The 24,548-nt window shown below is 65.7% G+C and carries 20 protein-coding genes; 15 read left to right on the top strand and 5 right to left on the bottom strand.

Features of this window, described 5'->3' with window-relative positions; genetic code table 11:
* The first annotated feature begins 46 nt into the window (after nucleotides 1–46).
* Nucleotides 47–2,212, top strand: coding sequence for an acyltransferase family protein (locus ACN9M4_RS13250; RefSeq protein WP_426298596.1), 2,166 nt, complete (start codon nucleotides 47–49; stop codon nucleotides 2,210–2,212).
* Nucleotides 2,213–2,263: 51 nt separating this feature from the next.
* The gene (locus ACN9M4_RS13245) at nucleotides 2,264–3,310 is read left to right on the top strand and encodes a hypothetical protein (protein WP_426298594.1); all 1,047 of its coding nucleotides are present in this window, start codon (nucleotides 2,264–2,266) and stop codon (nucleotides 3,308–3,310) included.
* Nucleotides 3,311–3,375: 65 nt separating this feature from the next.
* Here the strand turns inward: ACN9M4_RS13245 and ACN9M4_RS13240 are convergent, their stop codons facing one another.
* Complete coding sequence (locus ACN9M4_RS13240) at nucleotides 3,376–5,418, bottom strand: DUF6541 family protein (protein WP_426298592.1); 2,043 nt, start codon at nucleotides 5,416–5,418, stop codon at nucleotides 3,376–3,378.
* A 156-nt stretch (nucleotides 5,419–5,574) separates the two neighbouring features.
* On the opposite strand from ACN9M4_RS13240, the gene ACN9M4_RS13235 reads away from it, so the two are divergent.
* The 4 genes from ACN9M4_RS13235 to ACN9M4_RS13220 are packed head-to-tail and all read left to right on the top strand — an operon-like array spanning nucleotide 5,575 to nucleotide 8,664.
* A complete protein-coding gene (locus ACN9M4_RS13235) occupies nucleotides 5,575–6,312 on the top strand; it encodes a glycosyltransferase family 2 protein (RefSeq protein ID WP_426298590.1) in 738 nt (245 codons plus the stop codon).
* A gap of 3 nt (nucleotides 6,313–6,315) precedes the next feature.
* Nucleotides 6,316–6,732, top strand: coding sequence for a DUF2304 domain-containing protein (locus ACN9M4_RS13230; protein WP_426298588.1), 417 nt, complete (start codon nucleotides 6,316–6,318; stop codon nucleotides 6,730–6,732).
* On the top strand, nucleotides 6,729–7,625 hold the full coding sequence (locus ACN9M4_RS13225) for a glycosyltransferase family 2 protein (RefSeq protein WP_426298586.1): 897 nt from the start codon (nucleotides 6,729–6,731) through the stop codon (nucleotides 7,623–7,625). The genes ACN9M4_RS13230 and ACN9M4_RS13225 overlap by 4 nt, the downstream gene beginning before the upstream one ends.
* Nucleotides 7,626–7,632: 7 nt before the next feature.
* A complete protein-coding gene (locus ACN9M4_RS13220; RefSeq protein WP_426298584.1) occupies nucleotides 7,633–8,664 on the top strand; it encodes a hypothetical protein in 1,032 nt (343 codons plus the stop codon).
* Between the two features lie 54 nt (nucleotides 8,665–8,718).
* Here the strand turns inward: ACN9M4_RS13220 and ACN9M4_RS13215 are convergent, their stop codons facing one another.
* Genes ACN9M4_RS13215 through ACN9M4_RS13205 form a run of 3 tightly spaced genes read right to left on the bottom strand, consistent with a single transcriptional unit; the run spans nucleotide 8,719 to nucleotide 11,450 of the window.
* Complete coding sequence (locus tag ACN9M4_RS13215; RefSeq protein WP_426298582.1) at nucleotides 8,719–9,513, bottom strand: SDR family oxidoreductase; 795 nt, start codon at nucleotides 9,511–9,513, stop codon at nucleotides 8,719–8,721.
* A complete protein-coding gene (locus ACN9M4_RS13210) occupies nucleotides 9,510–10,310 on the bottom strand; it encodes a cytidylyltransferase domain-containing protein (RefSeq protein ID WP_426298580.1) in 801 nt (266 codons plus the stop codon). The genes ACN9M4_RS13215 and ACN9M4_RS13210 overlap by 4 nt, the downstream gene beginning before the upstream one ends.
* 54 nt (nucleotides 10,311–10,364) lie before the next feature.
* Complete coding sequence (locus ACN9M4_RS13205; protein ID WP_426298578.1) at nucleotides 10,365–11,450, bottom strand: Gfo/Idh/MocA family oxidoreductase; 1,086 nt, start codon at nucleotides 11,448–11,450, stop codon at nucleotides 10,365–10,367.
* 125 nt (nucleotides 11,451–11,575) lie between these two features.
* On the opposite strand from ACN9M4_RS13205, the gene ACN9M4_RS13200 reads away from it, so the two are divergent.
* The 9 genes from ACN9M4_RS13200 (at nucleotide 11,576) to ACN9M4_RS13160 (ending at nucleotide 21,864) form a co-directional block, all read left to right on the top strand.
* Entirely contained in the window at nucleotides 11,576–12,256 is a 681-nt protein-coding gene (locus tag ACN9M4_RS13200) for a transferase (RefSeq protein WP_426298576.1), read from the top strand.
* Entirely contained in the window at nucleotides 12,253–13,305 is a 1,053-nt protein-coding gene (locus ACN9M4_RS13195; protein WP_426298574.1) for an N-acetylneuraminate synthase family protein, read from the top strand. Before ACN9M4_RS13200 ends, ACN9M4_RS13195 begins: the two co-directional genes overlap by 4 nt.
* A 1-nt stretch (nucleotide 13,306) precedes the next feature.
* Nucleotides 13,307–14,476, top strand: coding sequence for a UDP-N-acetylglucosamine 2-epimerase (gene neuC / locus ACN9M4_RS13190; RefSeq protein WP_426298572.1), 1,170 nt, complete (start codon nucleotides 13,307–13,309; stop codon nucleotides 14,474–14,476).
* Nucleotides 14,473–15,531, top strand: a complete 1,059-nt coding sequence (locus ACN9M4_RS13185) for a sugar phosphate nucleotidyltransferase (RefSeq protein WP_426298570.1) — start codon at nucleotides 14,473–14,475, stop codon at nucleotides 15,529–15,531. The genes neuC and ACN9M4_RS13185 overlap by 4 nt, the downstream gene beginning before the upstream one ends.
* A 5-nt stretch (nucleotides 15,532–15,536) precedes the next feature.
* Nucleotides 15,537–16,544, top strand: coding sequence for an SDR family NAD(P)-dependent oxidoreductase (locus ACN9M4_RS13180; protein ID WP_426298568.1), 1,008 nt, complete (start codon nucleotides 15,537–15,539; stop codon nucleotides 16,542–16,544).
* 73 nt (nucleotides 16,545–16,617) lie between these two features.
* Nucleotides 16,618–17,715, top strand: coding sequence for an aminotransferase class I/II-fold pyridoxal phosphate-dependent enzyme (locus tag ACN9M4_RS13175; RefSeq protein WP_426298566.1), 1,098 nt, complete (start codon nucleotides 16,618–16,620; stop codon nucleotides 17,713–17,715).
* A complete protein-coding gene (locus ACN9M4_RS13170; protein ID WP_426298564.1) occupies nucleotides 17,708–19,153 on the top strand; it encodes a hypothetical protein in 1,446 nt (481 codons plus the stop codon). The genes ACN9M4_RS13175 and ACN9M4_RS13170 overlap by 8 nt, the downstream gene beginning before the upstream one ends.
* A 4-nt stretch (nucleotides 19,154–19,157) precedes the next feature.
* A complete protein-coding gene (locus ACN9M4_RS13165) occupies nucleotides 19,158–20,384 on the top strand; it encodes an acyltransferase family protein (RefSeq protein WP_426298562.1) in 1,227 nt (408 codons plus the stop codon).
* Nucleotides 20,385–20,694: 310 nt separating this feature from the next.
* Nucleotides 20,695–21,864, top strand: a complete 1,170-nt coding sequence (locus tag ACN9M4_RS13160) for a hypothetical protein (protein WP_426298560.1) — start codon at nucleotides 20,695–20,697, stop codon at nucleotides 21,862–21,864.
* On the opposite strand, the gene ACN9M4_RS13155 is transcribed toward ACN9M4_RS13160, so the two are convergent.
* Nucleotides 21,851–24,286, bottom strand: coding sequence for a GH25 family lysozyme (locus tag ACN9M4_RS13155; protein WP_426298558.1), 2,436 nt, complete (start codon nucleotides 24,284–24,286; stop codon nucleotides 21,851–21,853). The two genes, ACN9M4_RS13160 and ACN9M4_RS13155, sit on opposite strands and share 14 nt — an antisense overlap.
* Nucleotides 24,287–24,548 lie beyond the last annotated feature (262 nt).

The following is a 24,548-nucleotide window of genomic DNA, read 5'->3' as shown; positions in this document are numbered from 1 at the left end:
CGATGACCCAGGCTCCCGCTGCCGCCGCACACCGGGAGGCAATGCGGTGAGCCAGCAAACCTCCACCCTTGCCGTCCCGAGCCCGGCAACGCCGAAACCGGCGGGCAAGTTCCGCGCCGACATCCAGGCGCTCCGGGCCCTGGCGGTGACCGCCGTCGTCGTCAATCACCTCTGGCCCCAATTGCTGCCGGGCGGCTACGTCGGTGTGGACATCTTCTTCGTCATCTCGGGCTTCCTGATCACGAGGCACCTTGTGGAAGAGCTCAGGGGGACCGGGAAGGTCCGCCTCGCGAGGTTCTATGGGCGCCGCATGCGGCGGCTTCTTCCTGCCGCACTGCTGGTCGCCGTCGTCAGCATCGCGGCTTCATGGCTGATCCAGCCGTACTCCCGCTGGCTCGACGTCGCCTGGGAGACCCTCGCCGCCGTCTTCTACGGCGAGAACTGGCTCCTTGCCGCCAAGTCCATCGATTACTCGGCCGACCACGAAATGGCCACACCGGTTCAGCATTATTGGTCGCTTTCGGTGGAGGAACAGTTCTACCTGGTGTGGCCGCTGCTGCTGGCGGGGGCGTTCCTGCTGGCGCTGCGCATCCGGAAGACCCCGCTGCCCCTGCTGTCCGCCACCATGGGGACGGTCTTTGTACTCTCGCTGGCCTACAGCGTGTATTTCACGGTCAGCAGCAAGAACGAGGCATATTTCGTCACGACCACAAGGGCGTGGGAGTTCGCGGCCGGAGGCCTCATTGCCCTGGCCACCTTCGCCCTCGCGGGGCGTGGAGCGCAGGAGCGGGAGCTGATGCGGCCGGCGGCCCCGCGGCTTTGGATGGGACTGCTGGCCGGAGCCGGCGCGGTTGCCCTCGTTGTCTCGCTCGCTGTCTTCGACGAACAGACACTCTTCCCGGGCGCAATGGCGCTTGTCCCGGTCCTTGGCACGGGGGCGATCGTCCTCTCAGGCTCGGTTCTGGGACGGAGCGCTTTGCCCGCCGTCGGATTCCGGCCTGTCCAGGCGCTGGGGGACATCTCCTATTCCCTTTACCTGTGGCACTGGCCCATGATCGTCCTGGCGGTGCCGCTGCTTGGCCATGACCTTCGCACCCGGGAGAAGCTCGTCATCGGTGCGGCGTCGATCGTCCTTGCCGCACTGACCAAGCGTTTCGTCGAAGATCCGGGCCGCTCGCGGTTGTTCCGGAACCGGAAGGCCCGGGTCAGCATCCTCTCCGGCTTCGGCGCGATGGCGCTTGCCGGCGCCATGGCGATCGGCATGGTGTTCTCCGCCGGGCATGCCGAACAGCTCCAGCAGGAGCAGTTGGCCCTCCTCGCAAAGTCGCCCTGCTATGGTGCAGCCAGCCTGAGCGAGGGTGCTTCCTGTCCCGGCAAATACGGTCCGCCGAACGCCCTGAACATCGGCAAGGCCGAGTCACCCTATTTCGCCGTTTCCGGCTGCCGTTCGGCGACGGACCAGATCAGGGTCCAGGGGGTGCCGTACCTCCAGGATTGTGACTACTCCCGGGGAAAGAAGGACGCCAAGACGGTCTGGTTCATCGGAGACTCCCATGCTGAGCACTGGAAGGTCGCGTTCTTCGACCTTGCCAGGAAGCAGCAGTGGAAGGTCCGTCTGAGCCTGGCGGGAGGCTGCTCCTTGGCCGATGTCCGAAGGGTCGCGTTCATGGACGCTCCCCGCTTGGACGAAAAGAGCCAGTCTCGCTGCCTGGACTGGAGCGGCCAGGTCTCGGACAAGATCATGGAGCAGCGCCCGGACCTGGTGGTTGCGTCGACCTTCTCAGTGAAGGAAACGATCGACGACGGAACAGGCCGCGACCAGCTGAGCCAGTACCGCTCCTCCGTGGAACGGCGGATCGCGAAATGGGGCCAGAACGGCACGAGGGTGATCATCGTCCGTGACTCGCCCCTCACCCTTGGCAAGAGCACGCCCAACTGCGTGATCAACAACAAGGGCAATGCCCTGGCGTGCGCAACGCAGCGGAACAAAGCCCTCGTGGCCGACCCTACGGCGAAGGCAGTCTCGGATCTTGGGCATGCCAACCTCAAGGTGCTGGACCTGTCGGACCAGTTCTGCGACGACGCCCGTTGCTATGCGGTGACAGGCGGGCTCTTCGTGTTCTTCGACAACAATCACCTGAGCAAGAGTTATGTTGAGAGTCTTGCCCCGGTCTTCGAACGCAGGCTGCTCAGCCTTGCACAGGGAGCCTAGGCCTGCCCCGGCCAAGACAGAAATGCCGATTTCATGATGGGAAAACGAGAAATGATGTCCGGATCCGAGCATACGAGCACCAGCCGCCGTGCCTTCCTCGCCTTTGCAGGCCTGGCGCCCCTGGCCCTGGCCGCCTGCTCCGCCAACAACAAGGGCACCGTGGAGGTAAAGCCTTCGGATGCGGGCTTCCCCATGTCGATCACCCATCGTTTCGGGACCACTACTTTGAAGGCCCGGCCATCCCGGATCGTTGCCCTGGGAACGGTGGAGGCCGAGACCCTGGTCTCGTTGGGGGTGGTGCCGTTGTCCCGCCCGGCAGCGGACTCCACCGCGTGGTACCGGGCTGGCCTGCGGGCTTTGCCCTCTTCCGAGACGTCGCAAACGTACGACGACGGCCGGCCGCTTACCGCGTCCGTCTTCACCGAGCTGGAACCCGACGCCTTCCTCGCGGTGGGCAGCCGGCTGAGCAGGGAAGAGTATGAATCACTGTCCGCGCTTGCGCCGGTGATCCTCGCACCGGACAGTGTCCCGGCCGAGGCATGGGAGCGCGTGACGGAGTTCATCGCCGGCGTCACGGGGCTGAAGGACGCGGCCGGGCCGTTGATCGACGAAACCCGCCAGGAGGTCACGGACTCCGTGGCCGACTATCCGGTGCTGAAGGGTGCCACGGCCCTGTTCGTCTCGGCATCGTCGGCCTCCGGGTCTGATCTGGTCCTTGCTGTTCAAGGCTCGGCGCCCGCCGCGTTCTTCAGCTCCCTGGGGCTCTCCGCTCCACCTGCGCTGGCCAGCCTTGGCAAGGGCCTGAAGGAGGCTTCGGCACGGTTCCCGAAGGGCATGGTCTACTTGCCGAGGGCGCGGGCGGCGGAATTGAGCGCGGATGTCATGGTGGTGAACGTTCCCTCCAGCGACTTCAACAGCTACAAGGCCAACAAGGCGCTAAGCAAGGACTTCCCGGATTTCGGGCGCGGCACTGTCTACGTGGTTTCCGGGGATGAGGCTGTGGCCTTGCAACGACAGTCCATGCGGGGCGCCGAGTGGGCGGCCCGTAACGTGGTTCCCGAGTTGGCCAAGGCCGTGTTCAAGTCCCGGCAGGCCTGAGGCGCCAAGGCGAATACGAAAAGGGGCGGGACACCTAAGGTGTCCCGCCCCTTTCGCATGGTGGCCTAGCCGCAGGCGGTCATCTTGAACAGGCGCGCCTTGCCGACCTCCTTGACGAGTTCCACCCCTGGGGCGGAATCGTCGGCAAGGTCGCGGGTGCCTTCGAGAGGTTCGCCACGGGGCGTCATCTCCTGGTCGGCGAAGTCGAGTGCCCAGTAGGCTCGCTTTTCCTTGATCACGGGACACACGCTGGGGTTGTAGGCCGCTTCACTCCAGTGGTCCATCAGGAGGCGTTCGCTGTCGCTGCGGGCACCGAGGATGTGGGGCGCGATCACGTGCCGGCCGGAGAACGCGTACGCCATGGAGGCGCCCGTGCGGGGGTTGCCCACGATCATGTCGCTTGCCGGGACGATGTCCGCGAGCTGTTTCATGAGCGCCAGTTCGTCGGTAGTGACGAGGCTCGAATCGCTTCGCGTCTCGAACGTCGTCGACAACCGTTCCTGCACCATCGCCAAGGTGCCGCCCTGGCCTGCAACGCCGACGACCAGTACGACGACGGCGGCGGCGGCGCTGGACGCCGTCGTTCCCTGCAGCCGGGAAGCCAGCCCCCGCAACGGCTGCAGGGGGCTCTTCCTTGCCTCGCCGTCGGCGGCTGCCCAGTGAGCGAGGAACGGCCCGAGGCGGCCGATGATCCAGTCCAGCCCGAGCGCAGCCACGGGGAGCGTCACCAGGGGAAGCATCGCGGCAAAGCGGTTGCTGTCGGAGTACCAGACGCCCGTCATGAAGAAGCGGAACGAACCCACCGGCCAGGCGGAAACGATCAGATAGAGCACGGCGGCAATGCCGAACATGGCAAGGCTCCACCAGTGCTTCCGGATCCGCCGGGCAATGACGTAGAGGCCGGCGATGGTCAGCAGGAAGATGATCCAGGCGACCGTGGTGCCCATGGGTGCGCTGCCCAGGATCTCACCGAGGGCCTGGGCGTTGGTCTGGAACGGGGTCCAGCTGGCCGCGCTCTGCGGGGGCCGGACGACGATCCAGACGCCGAGGCTGCCGATGGCATAGACGGCGACGGAGAGCGTCCAGAAGAGGAAAGCCCGGCCGTTGATTTCCCCGCGGTACCGGCGGGCGACAGCGCGGAGATAGACCCCGACGACGGCGGGGCTGGCGAACAGGAGCAGCGCAACGAACGCACTCGGATGGGTAAGTGCGAGGCCGGGTACGGTTGCCACCAGGAGGAGCATCGCGTTCCCGTTGAGCTTCAGTTGACCGGAACGGATCCCGCTGGCTTCGATCGTCAGGGCCAGCACCGCCGGCAGCATGGTCAGCGCCGCGTGGTTGGGGTAGAGGATCCCGAACGCCACCATCAGGTACGGGAAGCTGCTGAAACCGGCAGTCAGCACGCCGGCGCCCAGCAGTGTAAGCGGCCGGGACCCGACGATCCGGGTGACCAGGAAGAGGGAACCCAAGGGCCAGACGACCGCCGCATAGAGGATAGAGCCCCAGTTCACGGCGACGGTGATGGCCTGGCCGCCCGACATCAGGACGAGCGCGAGGAGTGCGTGCATACCGGCCGGGTACAGCCCGTGGGAGCTATCCGTCAGGTTGCCGAGGGTCAGGGTGTTGGCCGACTGCGTATCGGCGATGTACCGGACGGCATTCAGGTGGTAGACGTTGTCGAAAGTCTCCGAGAAGGATTCGGGAGAGCCGAAACCCGCCATGTAGCGCGCGGCGATGATGATCGCCGGGACCAGCACGGCCAGGAGCACGATGGCCTTGTTGACCGTTGTCCGGGGGTAGACGCCGCGGTCCGGATCCGGGAGTTCCAGTCGGCTGTACCTTGCGCCCCTCCGGCGCAGCAGGACCCGCACGGCGGTCACCAGCGCCAGGAGCAGCACGGTCAGGGCGGCTATGGAAAGCGGGTTGAACGGAATCCGCGCGAAGCCGAAGATGATGCCGGCCGACGCGACAACGGTGGTTGTCACGGGTACGGCCAGCACGGCCAGGCTCGGTCCCCGCACGCCGGCGGTCCACAGTAATGCCAGGCCCGGGGCAAAGAAAACAACGATGGCGATTCCGAGCGTGGGGAGGCTTTCCCACCAGGACATAGATCAACTCCTAAACGTCAACGCAAGACTACTAGGCCCGGCTGGGAGTTGCTTGGCGGTGGTGGCAACGCGCCGTCTGGCTGCCTGGTGTGACCCCTCTCCTTGATACAATCCACAATCATGGGTAATTCACGGCGTTCTGGCGTTCTCATTGTCATGCCAGCATGGAACGAAGCAGAAGCTATCGGAAACACCATCCGACACGTGCTTGACGTCGTACCCCAGCACGATGTGCTCGTCGTCGATGACGGATCCAAGGACGACACCCCGAGGATTGCGGAACAGGCGGGCGCCACCGTGCTGCGACTGCCCTTCAATCTCGGCGTGGGCGGGGCCATGCGGGCCGGCTTCAAGTACGCGCTCCGGCACAAGTACCGGGCGGTCATCCAGGTCGATGCCGACGGGCAACACGACCCGCACGACATCGACCGGGTCCTGGCAGGGCTGGAGCATTCGGACATTTCAATTGGTGCCCGCTTTGCCGGCCGGGGCAGCTATGGTGCGAGGGGGCCCCGCCGATGGGCGATGTTCTTCCTCGCGAAAGTCATCTCGGCTGTTGCCCATACGCCGTTGACGGATGTGACCTCCGGATTCCGGGCCGCCAATGAACGTGCCATCCGCCAGTACATTTCCCATTTCCCCACGGAGTACCTCGGAGACACCATCGACTCGCTGGTTGTCGCCATCAAGTCGGGCTGCAAGGTCACCCAGGTTCCCGTGGAAATGAAGGAACGCCAGGCCGGCACGCCGAGCCAGGGGCCGGTCAAGTCTTCCATCTACCTGGCGCGCTCGGGCCTTGTCCTGTGCTTCGCACTTGCCCGCCGCCGGACTCCCGGTGCCGCGGAACTGCACGCACCACTGTCAGGCGACATCGCCGGAGAGGGAAGTGTCTAAGGCATGACTGTCGCCGCTTCACTGGTTTTTTCGATCTTCATGGTCATCGTCGTGCTGGTCATGCTCCGGAATGGAAGGCTTCGCGAGAAGTACGCCATTCTGTGGCTGGTCATCGGCGGGCTCACCATCATCCTCGGCCTTTTCCCGCGCCTCCTTAACTGGGCGGCGGCGCTTGTGGGCGTCGTGGTCCCGTCCAACCTGCTTTTCGCGCTGTCGATCCTTTTGCTGGTCGGCGTGAGTTTGCACGTTTCGCGGGAACTGACCATCTTGGAAGACGAAACCCGGATCCTGGCCGAAGAGGTCGCCATTCTCCGTTCCTCCGTGGAGCAGCTCCAGCGGGGAGCACACACCCAAGCCGTGGTTCCGGACACCGGGTCAACCACGCAGACCAGCCTTCAAGCGAGAGAAGAAGACAAGTGACGATTGATGTAATGCTGCCGTACTACGGTGACGTGGCCATGATGAAGGCCGCCGTGGACTCGGTGCTCGCCCAGGATGACAGGGACTTCCGCTTCACGATCGTGGATGACGGCTACCCGGATGAGAGCCTGCCCGAATACTTCAACGGCCTCGTCACTTCCGATGAAAGGGTCCGTTACTACCGCAACGAACAGAACCTCGGGGCGAACGGCAACTACAAGAAGTGCATCGGCCTCGTCGAGCACGAGATCGTCGTCATCATGGGAGCCGATGACATCATGCTCCCCAACTACATCAGCACCGTGCGGAAGGCCTTCGAGGACCCCACAGTCAGCATTGTGCAGCCCGGCGTCGAGGTCATCGACGAAAACGGTGCGGTCTACGAGCCGCTCGGCGACAAGGTCAAGAGCTTCCTGCGGCACCGGCTCGTCGGCAAGGCCTCGGAAGCCATTGTCTCGGACGAAGCCATCGCAGAAAGCCTCCTGGTCGGCGACTGGCTGTACTTCCCGTCCGTGGCCTGGCGTGCCGACGCGGTCAAAACCCACGACTTCCGCCCGCAGTACAACGTGGTCCAGGACCTGGCACTCGCGATCGACATCATCCTCCACGGCGGGCGCATGGCGGTCCTGGACACCGTCTGCTTCCAGTACCGGCGCCACCGCGAGTCGGACTCTTCCGTCCGGGCCCTCGACGGCCGCCGTTTCGCAGAGGAACGCGCATTCTTCGACGAATGTGTGCGCGATTTCACGGCCAAGGGCTGGAAGAACGCCGCCCGCGCCGCTAAATGGCACCTGACCTCCCGGCTAAATGCCGCTTCGCTGACCCCGAAGGTGATCTCCAAGGGCATGTGGCCCGGCCTGCGGAAGCTCGCAGCCCACGCCGTCCGTCCGTAGCGCAAACATGGATATCCAGAACCACTACTACGGCCATTCCGCCGTTTTTGCCCTCTACTGCGGCAGCAAGCGCCTGCGGCATGTCTCAGGATTGATCCAGCACGGCTGGACCGTCAGCAGCCCGGTGACGGCGCAGTTCGGCGACTTTGCCAGCTGGGGTCCCAAACGCCGTCGGCTGTCCTGGACCAGTTCGTCACGGGGCTGGAAGCCCGGTGACCCCGGAAATTTCTTCGACGACGGCACTCCCATGCTGGACGCCGTCGGCGCCCCGTACCTGTATCTCCTGGACGGTGCGCGCAAAGCCGGAGCTGTCCCGGCGCGCCGGGACAAGACGCTCGTCCTGCCGCTCCACGGCACGGCCCTGTTGAAGGTCGACGGCGACCACGAAGCCTATGCGCAGATGGTCAAGGAGCGCGAAGGCTCGGCAACCGTCTGCCTGCACATCGACGATCTGCACAATGAAGAAATCATGGCCGCATGGAGCAACGCCGGGCACGACATCGTCAGCGCCGGCGACCGCAGGGACCCGCAGTTCATCGGCCGCATCCTCTGGATGATGTCCGAAGCCCCCCGCGTGGTGTCCAACAGGCTCTCAACGTCCATCATGTACGCGAGCGTCACCGGCGCGGACGTGGCGATCTACGGACCTGACTTCAAGCTCGGCGCGAATGCCCACGCCGATCCCGGGCTCGTCATGCGCGACTTCTGGCCCGAGTTCTACGATGAATCCACGCCGCAGGAGGTCCTGCGGGAGATTGCCGAGGCCGAACTCGGACGCGGCGACATGCGGACCCCGGAGGAACTGAAGACGCTGCTGGGCTGGGACTCCCACACCGCCGTGCCGTTCCTCGAGTACTGGGCGAGCGGCCCCCTGACGAAGGCCCAGACGGTCCTCGGGCTGAAGAAGATTCCTGAAGGGGCACACGCCACTGAAGCGGGCCTGTCCCCGTGGCACTGGATCCGGCACCCCTTCAAACACCTGCCCTCGCCGCTGCCGAAGCTGCCCGCGATGGCCGCGGTGGAGCCCCTGCGGCCCTAGGCGGGGATTGAAAAAGGCCCTGGAGCGAGCGCTCCAGGGCCTTTTTCTTGTTCCTTACCAGGCGCTCCAGCCGCCGTCGACGGCGATCGTCTGGCCGGTGACGTAACGGGACGCGTCGGACGCGAGCCAGACGACGACGCCGCGGAAGTCGTCCTCGGTTGCCATGCGGCCCAGCGGGGTGAGCTTCTCGTAGCGTTGCGTGAAGCTGTCGGCCTGCCCCCGCGCGATTCCGCCCGGCGCGAAGGCATTCACCCGGACCTTTGGGGCGAGCACCGTGGAGAGGTACCGGGTCAGCTGGACAATCCCGCCCTTGGTCGCTCCGTAGGCCGCAGGGTTGCCCATCCGGGTTCCCTCGTAGAGGCCCATGTTCGGGCCGACAATGCCGTAGATCGATGAGACATTGATGATCGAACCGCCCGCGCTCTGCGCCAGTTTCGGTGCGAGCTGCCGGGCCAGGGAGAAGGGTGCCCGGAGGTTCAGGGACGATGCCAGCTCGAACGCCTCATCGCTCTGTTCCTCGAACGGGACGGCGTAGCCCGGCACTCCGGAGGTACCGGTGAAAGCGGCGTTGTTGACCAGGATGTCCAGGGGTCCCTCGATCGATTCCACCAGCCGGCTCGTTCCTTCGCTGCTGAGCAGGTCGGAGGCGATGCCCACGGCCTTCACGCCGTGTCGTCGGGCAATTGCTTCCGCGGTGTCCCTGCACGCATCGGCACTGACGTCGGAGATGATGACGTCGCAGCCATGGCTCGCGAGGGCATCAGCAAGAACGCTGCCCAGCGGGCCGCTGCCGCCGGTGACCAGGGCGCGCCTGCCGTGCAGCGAGAAGAGGGAGTCTCCCGTGCTCATGCTTTTTCTCCGTCCGTCAGGCCTGTTGCCGCGCCCGCTCCCGGGATGTCGACGCCGGGCAGCGGCGCGAGCCCAGCGCTCACCACGGCCTCCACCAGGCGGAACTCCCGCTCGTCGTCGATGCTGAAGGCATGGGTCTCGGGGATTTCCGCGTAGCCGTGCCGGCCTTCGTCGAACCAGCTGTTTTCGAGCCGGCGGACGAATTCCGAACGCCAGACGTAGAAGCTGCCGTTGATCCGCATGAACCGGGGAACGTCCTGCCGGCGGACCACGCCGGTGCCTTCGCTGAAGTAGCGCTCAAGGTGGGAAGCACCGTCCTGTGCGGGCTTCACGCCCACCCAAGTGGGGTTGAAGAACGGTTCGGAGACGGCGATGACCCCGTCGAGTTCAGGGGAGGCGGCAAGCGAATCGATGGCGGCGCGCACGCTTTCCGGGGTCCGCGTCGGACTGGTGGGGTCCAGGAGCAGGACCATATCGTAGCGGGTTCCGTCCAGTTCTTCCATCGCCTCAAGCGCATGGCGGAGGACCACGCTCATCGGAGCGGTGTCGCTGGCAAGCTCGGCCGGACGGAGGAACGGGACTTCTGCGCCGGCTGCAGTTGCGACCCCGGCGATTTCGGCGTCGTCCGTGGAGACGATGCAGCGCACGTTGTCGCCGAGCAGCCCAGCCAGTGCCACGGAGTGCGCCAGGAGCGGCTTGCCCAGCAGGGGGCGGATGTTCTTGCCGGGGAGCCCCTTGGACCCGCCGCGTGCGGGAATGACCGCGAGCACTTTGGGCCCGGCCGGGTTCTCATTCATTGTTGACTTCATCCTCGTGGTGGAATTGCGGGCCCGTTTTGCCGGGCCGCAGTATCACCACACTACCTTTTCGGTCCTCCCGGAAGCCGACGCCGTGCGTGCCGCATCACAGATGGCGACGCTGGCCACTCCTTCTTCGAGGCTCGCCGGGCGGAAGCGGTCCATGGTCGTCGCGCCGTCGATCCCGGCGCGCTGCAGGATCGACAGTGACTGGCGGGCCAGGACCGTGTCGACGTCGGCATCGTTGCCGAAGACCGCCTCAACGCTGCCCGCGGACGCGCTTTCAGTGGCGGGCCATTCGAGCGCCACAAGGTTCCTGACGACGTCCCATACCAGCGCCCCCTGGTCTGTGGCGATCCGGATGCTCCGCGTCTTCACCGGCGTCACATAGTCCAGGCGGAGGTGGACCGCGGCAGGGCTGTCCCACAGGATGTCGGCGGATTCCTCGGCCTCGATGCCCAGGATGCCACTGCCGAGCGCCGAACGCAGCTGCGTGGGGGCGCCGAGCAGCATGATGGGGTAGTCGATGTCGTGCACCAGGTCGCGCAGGACCCCGCCGTCTTCCTTGCGGGCCGAATAGCTGCTCCGGAAGTCACGATTGGGCCGCCAGGACGGCAGCCAGGACTGCGAGACGAGCTGTGCGCTGGTGATCCGGCCCAGGCGGGGGAGCAGTTCGGCTGCCACCGCGAAGCCCTGGTGGAACCGCAACGGGGCGCTGACCGAGATGGTGCCGGCCCGCGGGTGTTCGAGGAGTGCCTTGGCATCGGCGGCCGCAGGTGCCACCGGCTTCTCCAGGAGCACCGCCCCGGGCGCTTGGGCGAGCGCTTCCAGGGTGTCCTCGACGTGCCGCCGGGTATCCGTGGCAATGACCACCAGGTCCAGCGGGGCTTCGGGGTAGGCGTCGACGAGTTCCGCCGTCGCTGGAATGTCCGGGCGGTCCTGGAGGGACGAGCCGGGCCGGACGGGCCAGGCATACAGCTTTTCCACGCCCAGCTGCTGCAGCACCCTCAGGTGCCGGGCGCCGATGGACCCGGTTCCACGCACGAGGGCCGATATGTTCCGGCCGCCGGCGGCCTCCAGCCGCGGAAGGGCGAGGCTTCCGGCAGCACTGGAACCGTCAAAGTATGATGTGAAAGTCATCTGGCCAATCCAAGCTCTGAGGTGTTGCGGCGGTATATGGAGAACCCTGAGATGGCCTGCCGCCGGGGCAGTGCCGCCCGGAACAACATAGCAGGGCGCACATTCCAGCCTCGCGGGGCAGCTGCATGAGGTCGTGGCTTATTCTCGGTGCCTCCGGACATGCCCGAAGCCTGGCCTCCATCATCAGGGGCCGCGGTGACCGCATCGCCGCCGTCGGCGACCGGACGCTGTCGGACCGGACGGCTGCTCCTGAGGCCTTCCGCAACGTGGACGGTTCCCTTCCGGCACTGTTCGACGACGACGAACTGGCCCTGGACTTCGCACACCGGGAGTCGCTTTCGGTCACCATCGCCGTGGGAGCGAACGCTGTCCGAGCCAGGATTGCCGTGGCCTTGACGGCCGACGAGCGCTTTAGCGGGCTGACGGATGCGCTCGTCGCGGCTAGCGCCACCGTGGATGCGACCGCTGTTCTGGGTCCCCTTGCCCAAGTCTGTGAGCATGCCCACGTCGGTCCCCTCGCCAGGGTGGGCGAGGCCGTGATCGTCAACACCGGGGCGATCGTGGAGCACGACTGCCAGGTCGGCTCCGGGGCGCATCTGGCCCCCGGATCCGTGCTCCTGGGGGCCGCAACGCTCGGCCGGGAAGTGTTCCTGGGATCGGGAGCCCGTGTGCTGCCCGGCATCGGAATCGGCGATCACGCAGTCCTTGGCGCCGGTGCAGTGGCGGCCCGCCATTTGGACGGTATGGCAACATATGTGGGAGTGCCCGCCCGGCGACTCAACCCAACGAAAGGCCCAGCACATTGACGGATGACCAGCGCCCCGCTTCTGTACGTTTCGGCAGCCACAGCATCGGCCCGGCAGAGGAAATCTTCGTGATCGCGGAAGCGGGCGTCAACCACGATGGCGACGTCGCCGTCGCCCACGAGCTCATCGATCTCGCCGCGGATACCGGCGCGAACGCCGTCAAGTTCCAGACGTTCAAGCCGGAAGCGCTGGTCACTAGTTCCGCGGGAACTACCCCGTACCAGAAGAAGGCCGGCTTCGCGGAGTCCCAGTCGGAGATGCTCGCCCGCCTAACCCTCCCGGAAGCCGCCTGGACCGAACTGCGCGACCACTGCGACGAACGCGGGATCACCTTCCTTTCGACGCCCTTCGACTACGACAGCGCCCTCATGCTCGCGGAACTGGGCGTCCCGGGCCTGAAGATCGGCTCCGGCGAACTGACGAACACCCCGTACCTTTCGGCAATCGCCGAGTTCGGCATCCCGATGATCGTCTCCACGGGCATGGGAACCCGCGAGGAAATCGCCGCGGCGCTGGAAGCCACAGCCAAGGCCCCCGCAACGGTCCTGCTGCACTGCGTCTCCGCGTACCCGGCTCCGCTGGAGGAAGCCAACCTGCGCGCCATTCCGGCTCTTCGCGAGGAGTTCGGCGTGGAAGTCGGCTGGTCCGACCACACCCCCGGCGCAGTCACCGCCATTGCCGCCACGGCACTCGGCTCCACCTTGTTGGAGAAGCACATCACCACCGACAAGACCCGCAACGGCCCGGACCACTCGGCCTCCCTCGAAAAGGACGAGTTCGCGTACTACGTCCGGTCCGTCCGTGAAGCCCACGCCGCCCTCGGCGACGGCCGGAAGCGCCGGATGCCCAGCGAAGAAGCCAACGCGTCCCTGGTCCGCCGCTCCTACCACGCCGCCCGGGACATCGCGGCCGGCGCCATCATTACTGCCGACGACGTTGCGATCCTGCGTCCCGAAGGCGGCCTCGCCCCTTCGGCGCTGGTGATCGGCAAGACCGCGGCCCGTCCCGTGTCCGCCGGCACGGCCCTGCTCGGGGAGGACCTGCTCTAACATGTTGGTCCTCGCTTTTGTAGGGACCCGCGCGGATCTCTTCCCGCTGGGGCCGGTACTCTCAGCGCTTGCCGCGGACGACGCCGTCGAGCTCCACGTGGCCACGGCGATCGGGTTCCCGGAGGGAACCGCGTTTGCGAGGCTGCTCGAAGCCGGCCTGCCGGAGGGCGGGTTCACCCACCACGAGGAGGGGCTGTACCTCGAGGAGCTGACCGCGGAAACGCAGGCACGCACCGGAGCAGAGCTCTCGGCCCGGATGGCCGGGCTCGCCGGGAGCCTCGCGCCGGACGCCGTCGTCGTCCTCGGTGACCGCTGGGAACTGCTGTACGTCCTCCCGCCCTTCATCATCAGCGGCATCCGCCTCATCCACCTGCACGGCGGCGAAGTGACCGAAGGGGCCCTGGACGAGCGTGTCCGGCACGCGGTGACGAAGCTCGCCGACCAGCATTGCGTGAGCACGGCCCAGGCCGCGCGCCGCGTGGCGCAGCTGGGGGAATCCGCGGACCGGATCCACCAGACGGGCGCGCCCGGCCTTGACCGCTTCGCCGAGCCCGTGCCCCTGGACGCGGCAGCCTTCGAAGCCGAGTTCGGGCTGCCGCTCGAGCTGCCGCTCGTGATGGTGACCTACCACCCGCCGACGGCCGAAATGCAGGGCAATGCGGGTGAACTGGCCCGCCAGGTCTTCGAAGAAAGCATCCGCCAGTCGGGGACCGCCATCCTTACCTATCCGGGATTCGACGCCGGCCGGGAGGACATCATTGCCGTCCTCAAGGACATCGAAGCCCAGGGTGTGCCGGGCGTCGTCATCCGCGAAAGCCTGGGACCGCTGTACCCGAGGGTGATGGCCACGGTCCAGGCGCTGATCGGGAACTCCTCCTCGGGAATCCTCGAGGCTGCCACCTTCGGAGTGCCCGTCGTCAACGTCGGGGACAGGCAACGGGGGCGTGAGCACGGCGCCAACGTCATTCACTGCCGCGATGACCGCCAGGAGATTCGCGCTAGTATTGAAAAGGCTTTGAGCGAGGAGTTCCGCGCGATGAGCCGTGCTGTGATCAACCCATACGGGAATTCGCATGCTGCCGGGCTCATCGAAAAGGTCGTCGTGGAAAGTCCTTCGACCGGGCTGAGCAAGACATTTGTTGACGTAACCGCTGGAGAGCTGAATCTATGACTATTGAGGGCCCCCTGAGCAAGGTCTGCATCGGCCCCGAAGCCACAGTGCGGGAAGCTCTGGAAGCCATCGACCGTGGCGCGTCCGCAATAGCCCTGGTGACAAACAACGACGGCGTCCTCCACGGTGTCCTGACGGACGGCGACATCAGGCGGGGCCTCCTTCGCGGCGCGCAGCTGGAATCCAAGGTCCTGGAATACGCCAACATCAACCCCCATGTGGTGGGCCGCGACGCCACCCGCGCCTCGGTCCTGGACCTGATGCGCAGCCTGCGGATCAGCGAAGTTCCGGTAGTGGACGAGGGCGGCACGCTCGTCGGGCTGCATACCCTCACCGACATTGTCGGCAGGAAGCCCCTCAAGAACCTGGCCGTCATCATGGCGGGCGGAAAGGGCACCCGCCTCGGGGCGCTGACCAAGGACACCCCTAAGCCGCTCATGACGGTTGCCGACCGCACCATCATCGAGTGGATCATCCTCGGCCTGGTCGAATCCGGCATCACCAACATCTACGTCTCGGTGGCCTACCTCGCCGAGAAGATCATGGACCACCTCGGCGATGGTTCGCGCCTTGGCTGCAGCATCAAGTACCTCCACGAGGACCCCGAGAAGCCGCTCAACACGGCCGGCGCGCTGGGGCTGCTGCACCACGAGGTCAAGGAGATCGACGAAGCGGTCATCGTCACCAACGCCGATCTCATGGTCCGCTACTCGGCGGGTGAGCTGCTGGCGTTCCACGAGGCGAAGGGCGCCGCGGTCACCGTCGCGGCCCGCCCGTACACCCACCAGGTACCGTTCGGAGTCCTGGAAATCGCCGAGGACCGGTCCATCAACTCGGTTGTCGAGAAACCGACGGTCGAGTTTGAAATCAGCACCGGAATCTACGCGGTGTCGCCCGAAGCCCTGGCGATGGTGCCGTACATGGAGCCGTACTCCATGCCCGAACTCGTCAAAGCCTGCATCGATGAGTCCAAGACCGTGGCCGCGTGGCCCATTGATTCGGACTGGATCGACGTCGGCACCCCCAAAGACCTAGCAACAGCGAAAGGCCAGTGATAACCATGAATTTCGAGGACATCAAAGGCAAGACAGTGGTTGTCACGGGCGCCGATGGTTTCATCGGCAGCCACGTAACGCAGCGTCTGATCGCGGAAGGCGCGAACGTGCGCGCCCTCTGCGTCTACAACTCCAACGGCTCCTACGGCTGGCTGGATGACCTGAGCCCCGAAGAGCGCGACGCCGTCGACCTCCAGCTCGGCGACATCCGCGACGCTGAGTTCGTCTCGGACCTGGTCAAGGGTTCCGACGTCGTCCTGCACCTGGCCGCGCTGATCGCCATCCCGTACTCCTACCAGGCGCCCCGCTCCTACGTGGAGACCAACGTCGTCGGTACCCTGAACGTGCTTGAAGGCGTGCGCCGCCACGACGTGCCGCGCCTGGTCAACACCTCCACGTCCGAGGTCTACGGCACCCCGAAGACGGTGCCGATCACGATCGACAACGAGCTCCGCGGGCAGTCTCCCTACAGCGCCACGAAGATCGCTGCCGACAAGCTCTGCGAAGCCTGGGCCAGCTCCTTCCAGACTCCTGTTGTGGTGCTGCGTCCGTTCAACACCTACGGTCCGCGGCAGTCCGCCCGCGCCGTGATCCCGACCGTGCTCCAGCAGATGATTGCCGGCGCCGACAGGATCCACCTCGGCTCGCTGACGCCGCGCCGCGACTTCACCTTTGTCGCAGACACCGCCGACGGCTTCTTCAAGGCCGCGACCGCGCAGATTCCGCTGGAGGGCCAGGTCATCCAGCTGGGCACCGGCTACGACGTCAGCATCGGCGAGCTCGTTGAAATGGCCGCCAAGGTGACGGGCTCCAACGCGGAGATCATCACCGAGGACATCCGGGTCCGTCCCGAAGCCAGCGAAGTGATGCACTTGCTGTCCGATCCCTCGCAGGCCCTCGCCGAGCTCGGCTGGGCCCCGCAGGTCGGCCTCGAAGAAGGCCTGCGCCGCACCGCCGAATGGATCGAGGCCCGTGGCGTCGACGCCGCTGCCGCTGCCAAGTACGCCCGCTGAACCGCCAGAAAGGCAAACCGTGTCGCGAGTACCCCTAGCAATCCCGAACATCGGCGAACGCGAAGCAACGCTGATGAACGAAGCCATCAGCAGCGGCTTCGTGTCCTCGGTCGGGCATTTCGTCAGCGATTTCGAGAAGCGCTTCGCGGAGTATGTAGGAGCGAAGTACGCCGTCGCCTGTGCCTCCGGAACTGCAGCCCTTCACATCGCCATGCGCCTGGCCGACATCCAGCCCGGCGACATGGTGGCGGTGTCCGACTTCACCTTCATGGCCAGCTCCAACGCTGCGTCCTACCAGTTCGCCGAACTGCTCCTGGTGGATTCGGATCCTGAGTCCTGGTGCATGGACGTGCCCAAGCTGCGCGCCGAACTGGAGCGCCGGAAGGCCGCGGGGGAGAAGCTTCCCAAGGCGATCGAGATCGTGCACATCCTCGGCCAGCCCGCGGACGCAGCTGCCGCCGTCGAGCTCGCACGGGAGTACGGCATCCTCGTGATCGAGGACGCCGCCGAGGCCCTGGGCGCTACTTGGACGTCCGGCCCGCTGGCCGGCCGCCACGTCGGCACGGTCGGTGACATGGGCGCGTTCTCCTTCAACGGGAACAAGATCATGACCACCGGCGGCGGCGGCATGTTCACGACCAACGACGAGGAACTGGCGCGCCGCGCCAAGCACCTCTCCACCCAGGCACGCCAGCCTGACCGTGGCTACCTGCACGACGAAATCGGCTTCAACTACCGGTTGACGAATATCGCGGCAGCTCTCGGCGTCGCCCAGCTCGAACGGCTTGACGGCTTCGTTGCAGCCAAGCGCGCCATTGCGAAGCGTTACAACGAGGCCTTCGCTGGTACTGAGATCCAGACCCCTCCGGAGCTGGACGGCCAGGAGTCCACGTACTGGCTGTACTCGGTCCAGGTGCCCGCCTCGCGCGGCGCCAACGCCCGGGACGAGCTCCAGGACTTCCTCGCCGAGGCCAACATCGAGTCGCGTTCGCTGTGGCGCCCCCTGCACATGCAGCCGCCCCTGAAGGACGAAGCACGCGTGGGAGGCAGCGTCGGCGAAGACCTCTTCGCACGCGGCCTGTCCCTGCCGTGTTCCACGGACCTCACGCCGGAAGACCAGCAGCGGGTCATCGACCGTGTCCTCGAGTGGCTTGCCGGCAGCGGTGAGTAAGACAGCGCCCGACGGCGGTCCAGCCGCCGCGGGCGCCGTGAGCAACACCGGGCGGAACTCGCTTCTGTACCTCGCCGGTGCCCTCATGCAGGGCCTCGGCATCTTCATCGTGCAGCCGTTTGCCCTGCACCTGCTCAACAGCGACGGCAAATGGCAGGAACTGTACCTGTCGGTTTCGCTGATCCAGGTCGGGGTGGTGCTTGCCTCCGCCGGATTGCCGCTAGCCATCACGAAGGCCTGGTTCGAACCGGGAGGCCAGGCCAAGGCCCGCGCAATCAGCGGATTCCTCACCATCGGCGGGCTGCTGCTGGGCCTGGCAGGTGCCGGTACCTACGGCCTCGTCACGGGCGGCAACGGCACAGCCAGCTTCGCGATCGCCCTGGTGGCCATGGGACTGCAGGCGTCGGTCCTGGCGGCCCAGGCAATCCTGCGGGCACAGGGGCGCCCGCTCATGTTCGTTGCGCTCAGTCTGTGCTCGTCAATGGCCGCATACGTCGGCGGACTGCTTGCCATGCTCCTTTTCGGGGCAGAAGCCGTGGTCTTCATGGCAGGGTACGGCGTCCTCGTCTTCCTGAGCGCAATCCTGTCGCTGCTCGTCGGCCGGCCTGCGATGCCGCTGTCCCACAAGGGTGCGCTGCGGGAGGCCATTGCCGTCGGAGCCCCCGTGCTGCCACACACCGGCGCGCTCATGCTGCTCACCCAAGGGGCGCCGTTCCTGCTTGCGGCGCTGGCAGCCAACGGCATTTCGGGCGACTACGGCAAGGTCCAGGTTTTCATCCTGGGAACCATCACACTGCTCGGCGCCCTCAACAATGCCTGGGTTCCTGCCCTGATGTCCGTGCGCGGCCAGGACCGGGTTGCCCGCATGCGCTCCACCATGACCACGGCGAGCCTTGCCGGACTCGCGATCGTCGTTGTTGCAGCGGCCGGGGCGAACCTCGTCGTCCACCTGATGGCGGGAGGCAAGGAGAGCCTCATCCCCGTAGCCCAGCTCATGCCTCTCGCGGCGATGGGGTACGTCTTGTACCTCAACGCCTCCACGCTGCTGTTCGCGGACAACGCCACCTGGTGGCTCTCGGTGGTCACCCCGGCGGTCCTGCTGGTTTCCGCCGCCGTCGCTTTCTGGCCAGCGTCGACAGGGAACCTCGTCGGAGTGGCGGTTTCATCGGCGGGTTCGTTCCTGCTGCTTGGCGTTGCCTATTTCGCTGTCGCCCGGAAACGTGCGGCCGGTGGCTGGGCACCGGGGATCTATGTGGCGTGCTGCATTGCGGCCGTCGGCTATACGGTTGTCCTGATGCTGCTGCCGACGAACCTCACCACCGGCCTCATCACGGTTGCGTCCGTCGCCGTGGCGGTTCTTGGGGGAGCCGCTCTGTGGCGTGCCAGGCTGCGCCCCGGCAGTGCCCGTATGAAGCCAGAAAGGGCCAGCGTTGACTGAGTCTGTGCGAACCTCCGAAAAGGCTCCTGCCAAGGCGGGGCAGCCCATCGTCTTCTTCGACTTTGCCCGCGGGATTTCTGCGCAGGCGGTCGTTCTGGGCCACGGGTTGAACATCTTCCTGCCGGGTATCTTCATGGTCCCCGGGCACCGCGTCTTTTACATGCAGTCGTTCGCGGTGATCATCTTCTTCGTTCTTTCGGGGTACCTGATTACCAGCGCGGTGCTGAAGAAGCGGGACCGTCCCGAATTCACTTTCGGTTCCTATCTGCTCGACCGGGTGGCGAGGGTGGTCTACCCCCTCTTCCCCGCGCTGGTACTGATCATCGGTTTTGACTTCCTGGTTTTCCGGGGGACGACCAGGCTGCCTTTTGACGGCGTGGATCTGAGCCCGCAGGCGATAGCCGGCGCGTTCACCATGTTGTTCAACCACCCGCTCCTGCAGGAACTAGGCCCACGCCTCGGGGCACCCTGGATAAACGCTGGGCCCGTGGGCAGCGGAGCACCGCTGTGGTCCGTGGTCGCCGAGTGGTGGATCTACCTCGCCTTCGGCCTCCTGGCTTTTGTGGCCCTACGGAAGGTGAAGCTGGGCTTCGGCGGTGCCGTGCTGCTGATCTTCGCCATTGCAGTGCCTGTGGGGTACATGGCCAAGGGGAGCTATGAGTCGCTGGCTTGGATCATTGGAATGCTTTACGCCCTCGCGGGCAGCAGGGTTGCCAAGCTGCCACGTTCCTTCCATGCCTGGCTGGTGGTCCTGGGCATTGCGGCGTTCCTCGTGGCCTTGTACTACAACCGCCAGAACCTGCACTCTGCCAGCACCATCCTTCCGGCCGCCGTCGCGTTCTGCCATCTGTACTTCCTGTTCGACGGCGTGGCCGCCGAACGGTCGGCGTCCGGGCGGGTGCCAGGCGCCTTCCAGGAACGGTTCGGGCGGGGGTTCAGGGCGTTCAGCCTCTTCCTGTCGAGCTACAGCTACTCCCTTTATCTCCTCCATTTCTCGGTTGTGTCATACCTCTGGTACTTCCTGCACGGCGCGCTGCCAGCCTGGCAACTGATTGCCCTTTCGATGATTGCCAGCAACGTGGTCGCTTTCGGGTTCTACCTGTTGGTGGAGAAGCATTTCCACCGGGTCGGGAAATGGCTCAAGGGTGTCCTGCTGCGTCCGGTCCCCGTTGCGTCCAGGCCGGCCGGCTCGGTCACGCGCAATCACGATCTGGAGGACGCCAAACCCTGACGCGGGAAAGAGGGCTGGGCCGGGTCCCGCCTTTTTTCTTCAGCCCGCCGCGCGTGAATCGCGCCGGGCCCGCTGCGCTAAACTCGATCCGGTGGATTCCCGCTTGCACGTTGTGTTCGCAGCGTCCCGGCCCGGGTCTTCACTGATTGCCACGGGTCCTTTCCGAAGAACGGAAAACGACTGCTTCGTGGCGAGGGGGCAGTGAAGCGAGGAGCCACGTGTGTCATCTTTTGCCGGCCGGATAATGGGAAACCGGCCGACGCGGGTCCGGCACGCCTGGGTTCATGTTGCAGCCGCTTTGCTGTTCGCCGTGGCCACATTGGCAGTCGGCCCGGGCGTGGTCTGGGGCGACACCGTCCAGTACATCCGGATTGCCCACGAACTTCAGGGCGCATCGCCTGATGAAGCCTGGGAAGCGGCATACCTGGAATTCTGCAAGAACCCGTCCATCCCGTACGCGGGAACGGTCGAAAACTGCCTGAGCACCACCATGGCGGGGCACGGTCCTGTGATCGGCTACATCGACAGGAACCCGCAGTACCAGGAGATCTTCAGCCCCCGGATCGGCTATCCGCTGATAGCGCTGCCCCTGATGAACCTTCTCGGCGACCGGACCGGACTGTGGATTGTCGCCGTCCTGTCGACGGCGATCGCCGGTCTCTTGCTGGCCAGGCTCGCCCGGCTTGCCAACCTTCCCTTGTTGCCGGCGGCAATTGCGCAAGCGGCCTTCTACCTTCTCCCGGTGAGCCTGCCGCATGGCATCGCCTTGCTTGCGGAGGCCCCGACGCTGCTGTCCTCCCTCGTCATGGCAGTCGGTCTGGCCCAGTTGCTCAACGGTGCGCGGAAACGGGGCGTGGCCCTGATGGCGGCGGGCCTGGGAATGGTGTTCTTCTTCAAGTACTCATCAACGATGCTGCTTTGCGTGAGCTTCCTGGTGCTTTGCCTCTCCATGCTCCTGTCCAAGGAGTACCGGCGCCGACCACAACTCCGGGCAGCAGCGGTCGTCACCGCACTGTTCGCCGCCGCCAGCGTCCTCATCAACACGTTGCTGGGATTGCCTGGCCTGCAGCACAGCCTCCAGGACACCTTCACCGACCACTTCAGGTTCCCGCCGGTCGATGACCCGCTGCAGCGACTCATCGCGCTGGAGGGTGATTTTGCTTTGTCTTTCCTCGCAGCGCTCCCGGCGAACGCCGTTTATCTTGCAGCATTCATCACGGCCGTCGTGGGTATGGTGCTCGCCAAACGGCGCGGAATCCTCCCCATGGCCGGGTGGGCAGCGGCGGGGCTGTCGATCTACGGGGTCCTGAGCGTCATCGGACACCCCGTCTACAGCCAGTCGGACCGGCTCGGTTCCAGCCTCTGGGTTGGCGTTGCCATAGGGATGGGATTCCTGGCATTGGTCATCCAACGCCGGCTCAAGGGGGACACCGGCCCGGCCGGGACCACCGATGCCGGCCGCGGCGTCACGAATAGTTGACCGTTACCCCGCTGGCGGTCCAGGTCATGCTGCCGCCTTGGAATGCGACCGTGCGGTAACCAAGGAAGGCAACGGCCGCCGCCTTCGGATATCCCAACTTACCCATCTGCCAGCCTGCCTGGCGCCACGCCTCCCGGTACGGTTCGGTGACCGCGTGGGCCCCTGTTGCCGACGTCCAATAGACGTTGCCCTTGCTGAAGGCCTGGTAGCAGCCGCCCCCGTAAAGGCCGCACATCACCCGGCTGGTGGGGTAGCCGATGGCGGGTTGGAAGCCGGCTTCTTTCCAGGCGCTCCAGTAGGCGCCGGTGACGGCGTGGGCCCCGGTGGCCGAGCTCCAGTAGATGTTGCCTTTTGCGAAGGGCTGGTAGCAGCCGCCGCCGTAGAGTCCGCAGGTGACGGGGCCTGTGGGGTAGCCGATGGCGGGTTGGAAGCCGGCTTCTTTCCAGGCGGTCCAGTAGGCGCCGGTGACGGCGTGGGCCCCGGTGGCCGAGCTCCAGTAGATGTTGCCTTTGGCGAAGGGCTGGTAGCAGCCGCCGCCGTAGAGTCCGCAGCTGACGGGGCCGGTGGGGTAGCCGATGGCGGGTTGGAAGCCTACCTCCTGCCAGGCGGTCCAGTAGGCGCCGGTGACGGCGTGGGCCCCGGTGGCCGAGCTCCAGTAGATGTTGCCTTTTGCGAAGGGCTGGTAGCAGCCGCCGCCGTAGAGTCCGCAGCTGACGGGGCCCGTGGGGTAGCCGATGGCGGGTTGGAAGCCTACCTCCTGCCAGGCGGTCCAGTAGGCGCCGGTGACGGCGTGGGCCCCGGTGGCCGAGCTCCAGTAGATGTTGCCCTTGGTGAAGGGCTGGTAGCAGCCGCCGCCATAGAGTCCGCAGGTGACGTTGCCCTTCGGATATCCCAGCCCGTCCTGCCAGTTCGCCTCTCTCCAGGCGGGCATGTACGCATTCTTGACCGCAAATGTCCCGACATTGGGCGTGCGGTAGATGGTCCCTGTTTGGAATGTCTGGTAGCAGGTGGTGCTGCTCGCGCTGCCGTAAGGGCAGGTGACATCGCCCGTGGGATAGCCGAGGCCGGACTGCCATCCGGCCTCTCCCCAGGCAGTCCAGAAGGTCCCGATGACCGGATACGCACCGGTTGCAGGGTTCCAATAGATGTTTCCGTTGGCGTAGGCCCGGTAACATCCGCCGTTGACCAGCCCGCAGATGTCCGCGGTGGATTTTGCGGCGCCGAGAGGACCGGTGGCTCCGCCGGTGGCGAGCCATTTGTTGTAGATCGCTCCGCGGGAATCGTCCCGCGACCTGGCGAAGAGCTGCAGCTGGGACACCGCCCCGTTCCAGATGTTCGAATCACCCTGGAAAGGCCCCGTGCTGCTGTACTGCCAGAAGCTGAAGGTCTCCCAGCTCGCCGGCAGCGTGCCGGGGGTATTGCTCGGTGACGAAGGATACGCCGCGATCCAGAGCGGGTAGTTGGAGAACGCGGCGGAATTGCCGGTGCAGCGCTGCCACCAGTCAGTCGTCGAGTAGATGACGGGGTAGCGTCCGGTCAGGGACCATACGGTGTTGCCGAAGTCGGAGATCCACTTGACCATCTGGGCGGCGGAGAAGTTGTAGCAGACATTGCCGAAGTAGAAGCCGTTGATGGTACGGCCTTCGTAGGGGTTGTATTCGATGTCGAGCACCGGCGGCAGGGTGTAGCCGTCGCCGCTCCAGCCCCCGCCGTTGGCGACGAAGTACCGGGCCTGGTCTGCCGCGGAAGACCAATTGGGAATCGCGAAGTGGTAGGCGCCGCGGAGCATCCCGACATTCCTGGATCCGTTGTACTGCTGGGCGAAGTTCTCGTTGGTGTAGTAGTTGCCCTCGCTCGCCTTCACGTAGGCGAAACGGGAGCCTTGCTTCCACTGGGAGGCCCAATCCACGTTGCCCTGGTGGGCGCTGACGTCCTGGCCGGCCACCCCGTAGCTTGGACGCCAGTGGTTCGGATCGGGTGCCATTGGCAGCGCCCCGGCGACGGCTCGGGAACCCAGAGTGCCGGCACCGCCTGTTGCCTTCTTGTCCGCCACAACCCGGGGCGAACGTTGGCCCATTTCCGCACCCCCCTTCGGAATGGCGGCACGCATGGCGTCTTTCATGTCTTGCGACGCGGAACTGCCGTCGCTGGCAGGCATGGCCGGCATGGGAACGGAAGGAACCACGGCAGGTGCCGGAACAATTTCCTGCGGCGCGGGCGGCACGGGATCCTGGGCCCGTTCGAGCGGAGCCGCGGGGCTGGTGGAAGGCGCTGAGCCGGTGGAAGGCGAAGGATCCGGTGGAAGGGTCTGGGCATGCGCCGGTGCTGCGAGGGAGAGAGTCAATCCCAGCAGGAGGGATAGCACGGTCCCGCCGCGTGTGATGGAACGTTTGGAATCCGCTACAGGGGTTGTCTTTTTCATTCCTTGTTCCAGCTCGACGCCGCCCCACAGGGAGCCTTTGTTCGTAGCGTCGACTGCGCGCACAGTGCCAGGTTCCGTGCAGCGCATCAATAAGGCCGGCTCCTAACCGGGACACCATAACATTTGCGTGTCTGGAGTGGCCAGTGGTACAGGAGTGTCCAACGTGGTTTCCGGGATCCGGTTATCCACAGCTGGACCCATGTGACTTGGATCCGTGTTGTACAGTCCCTAGCCTTGATCCCGTTGAACGTTAGATCCCGTT

Source organism: Arthrobacter sp. R-11 (assembly GCF_049913155.1).
Taxonomy (GTDB): domain Bacteria; phylum Actinomycetota; class Actinomycetes; order Actinomycetales; family Micrococcaceae; genus Arthrobacter.
This window is presented reverse-complemented; position numbering and strand designations above follow the sequence as displayed.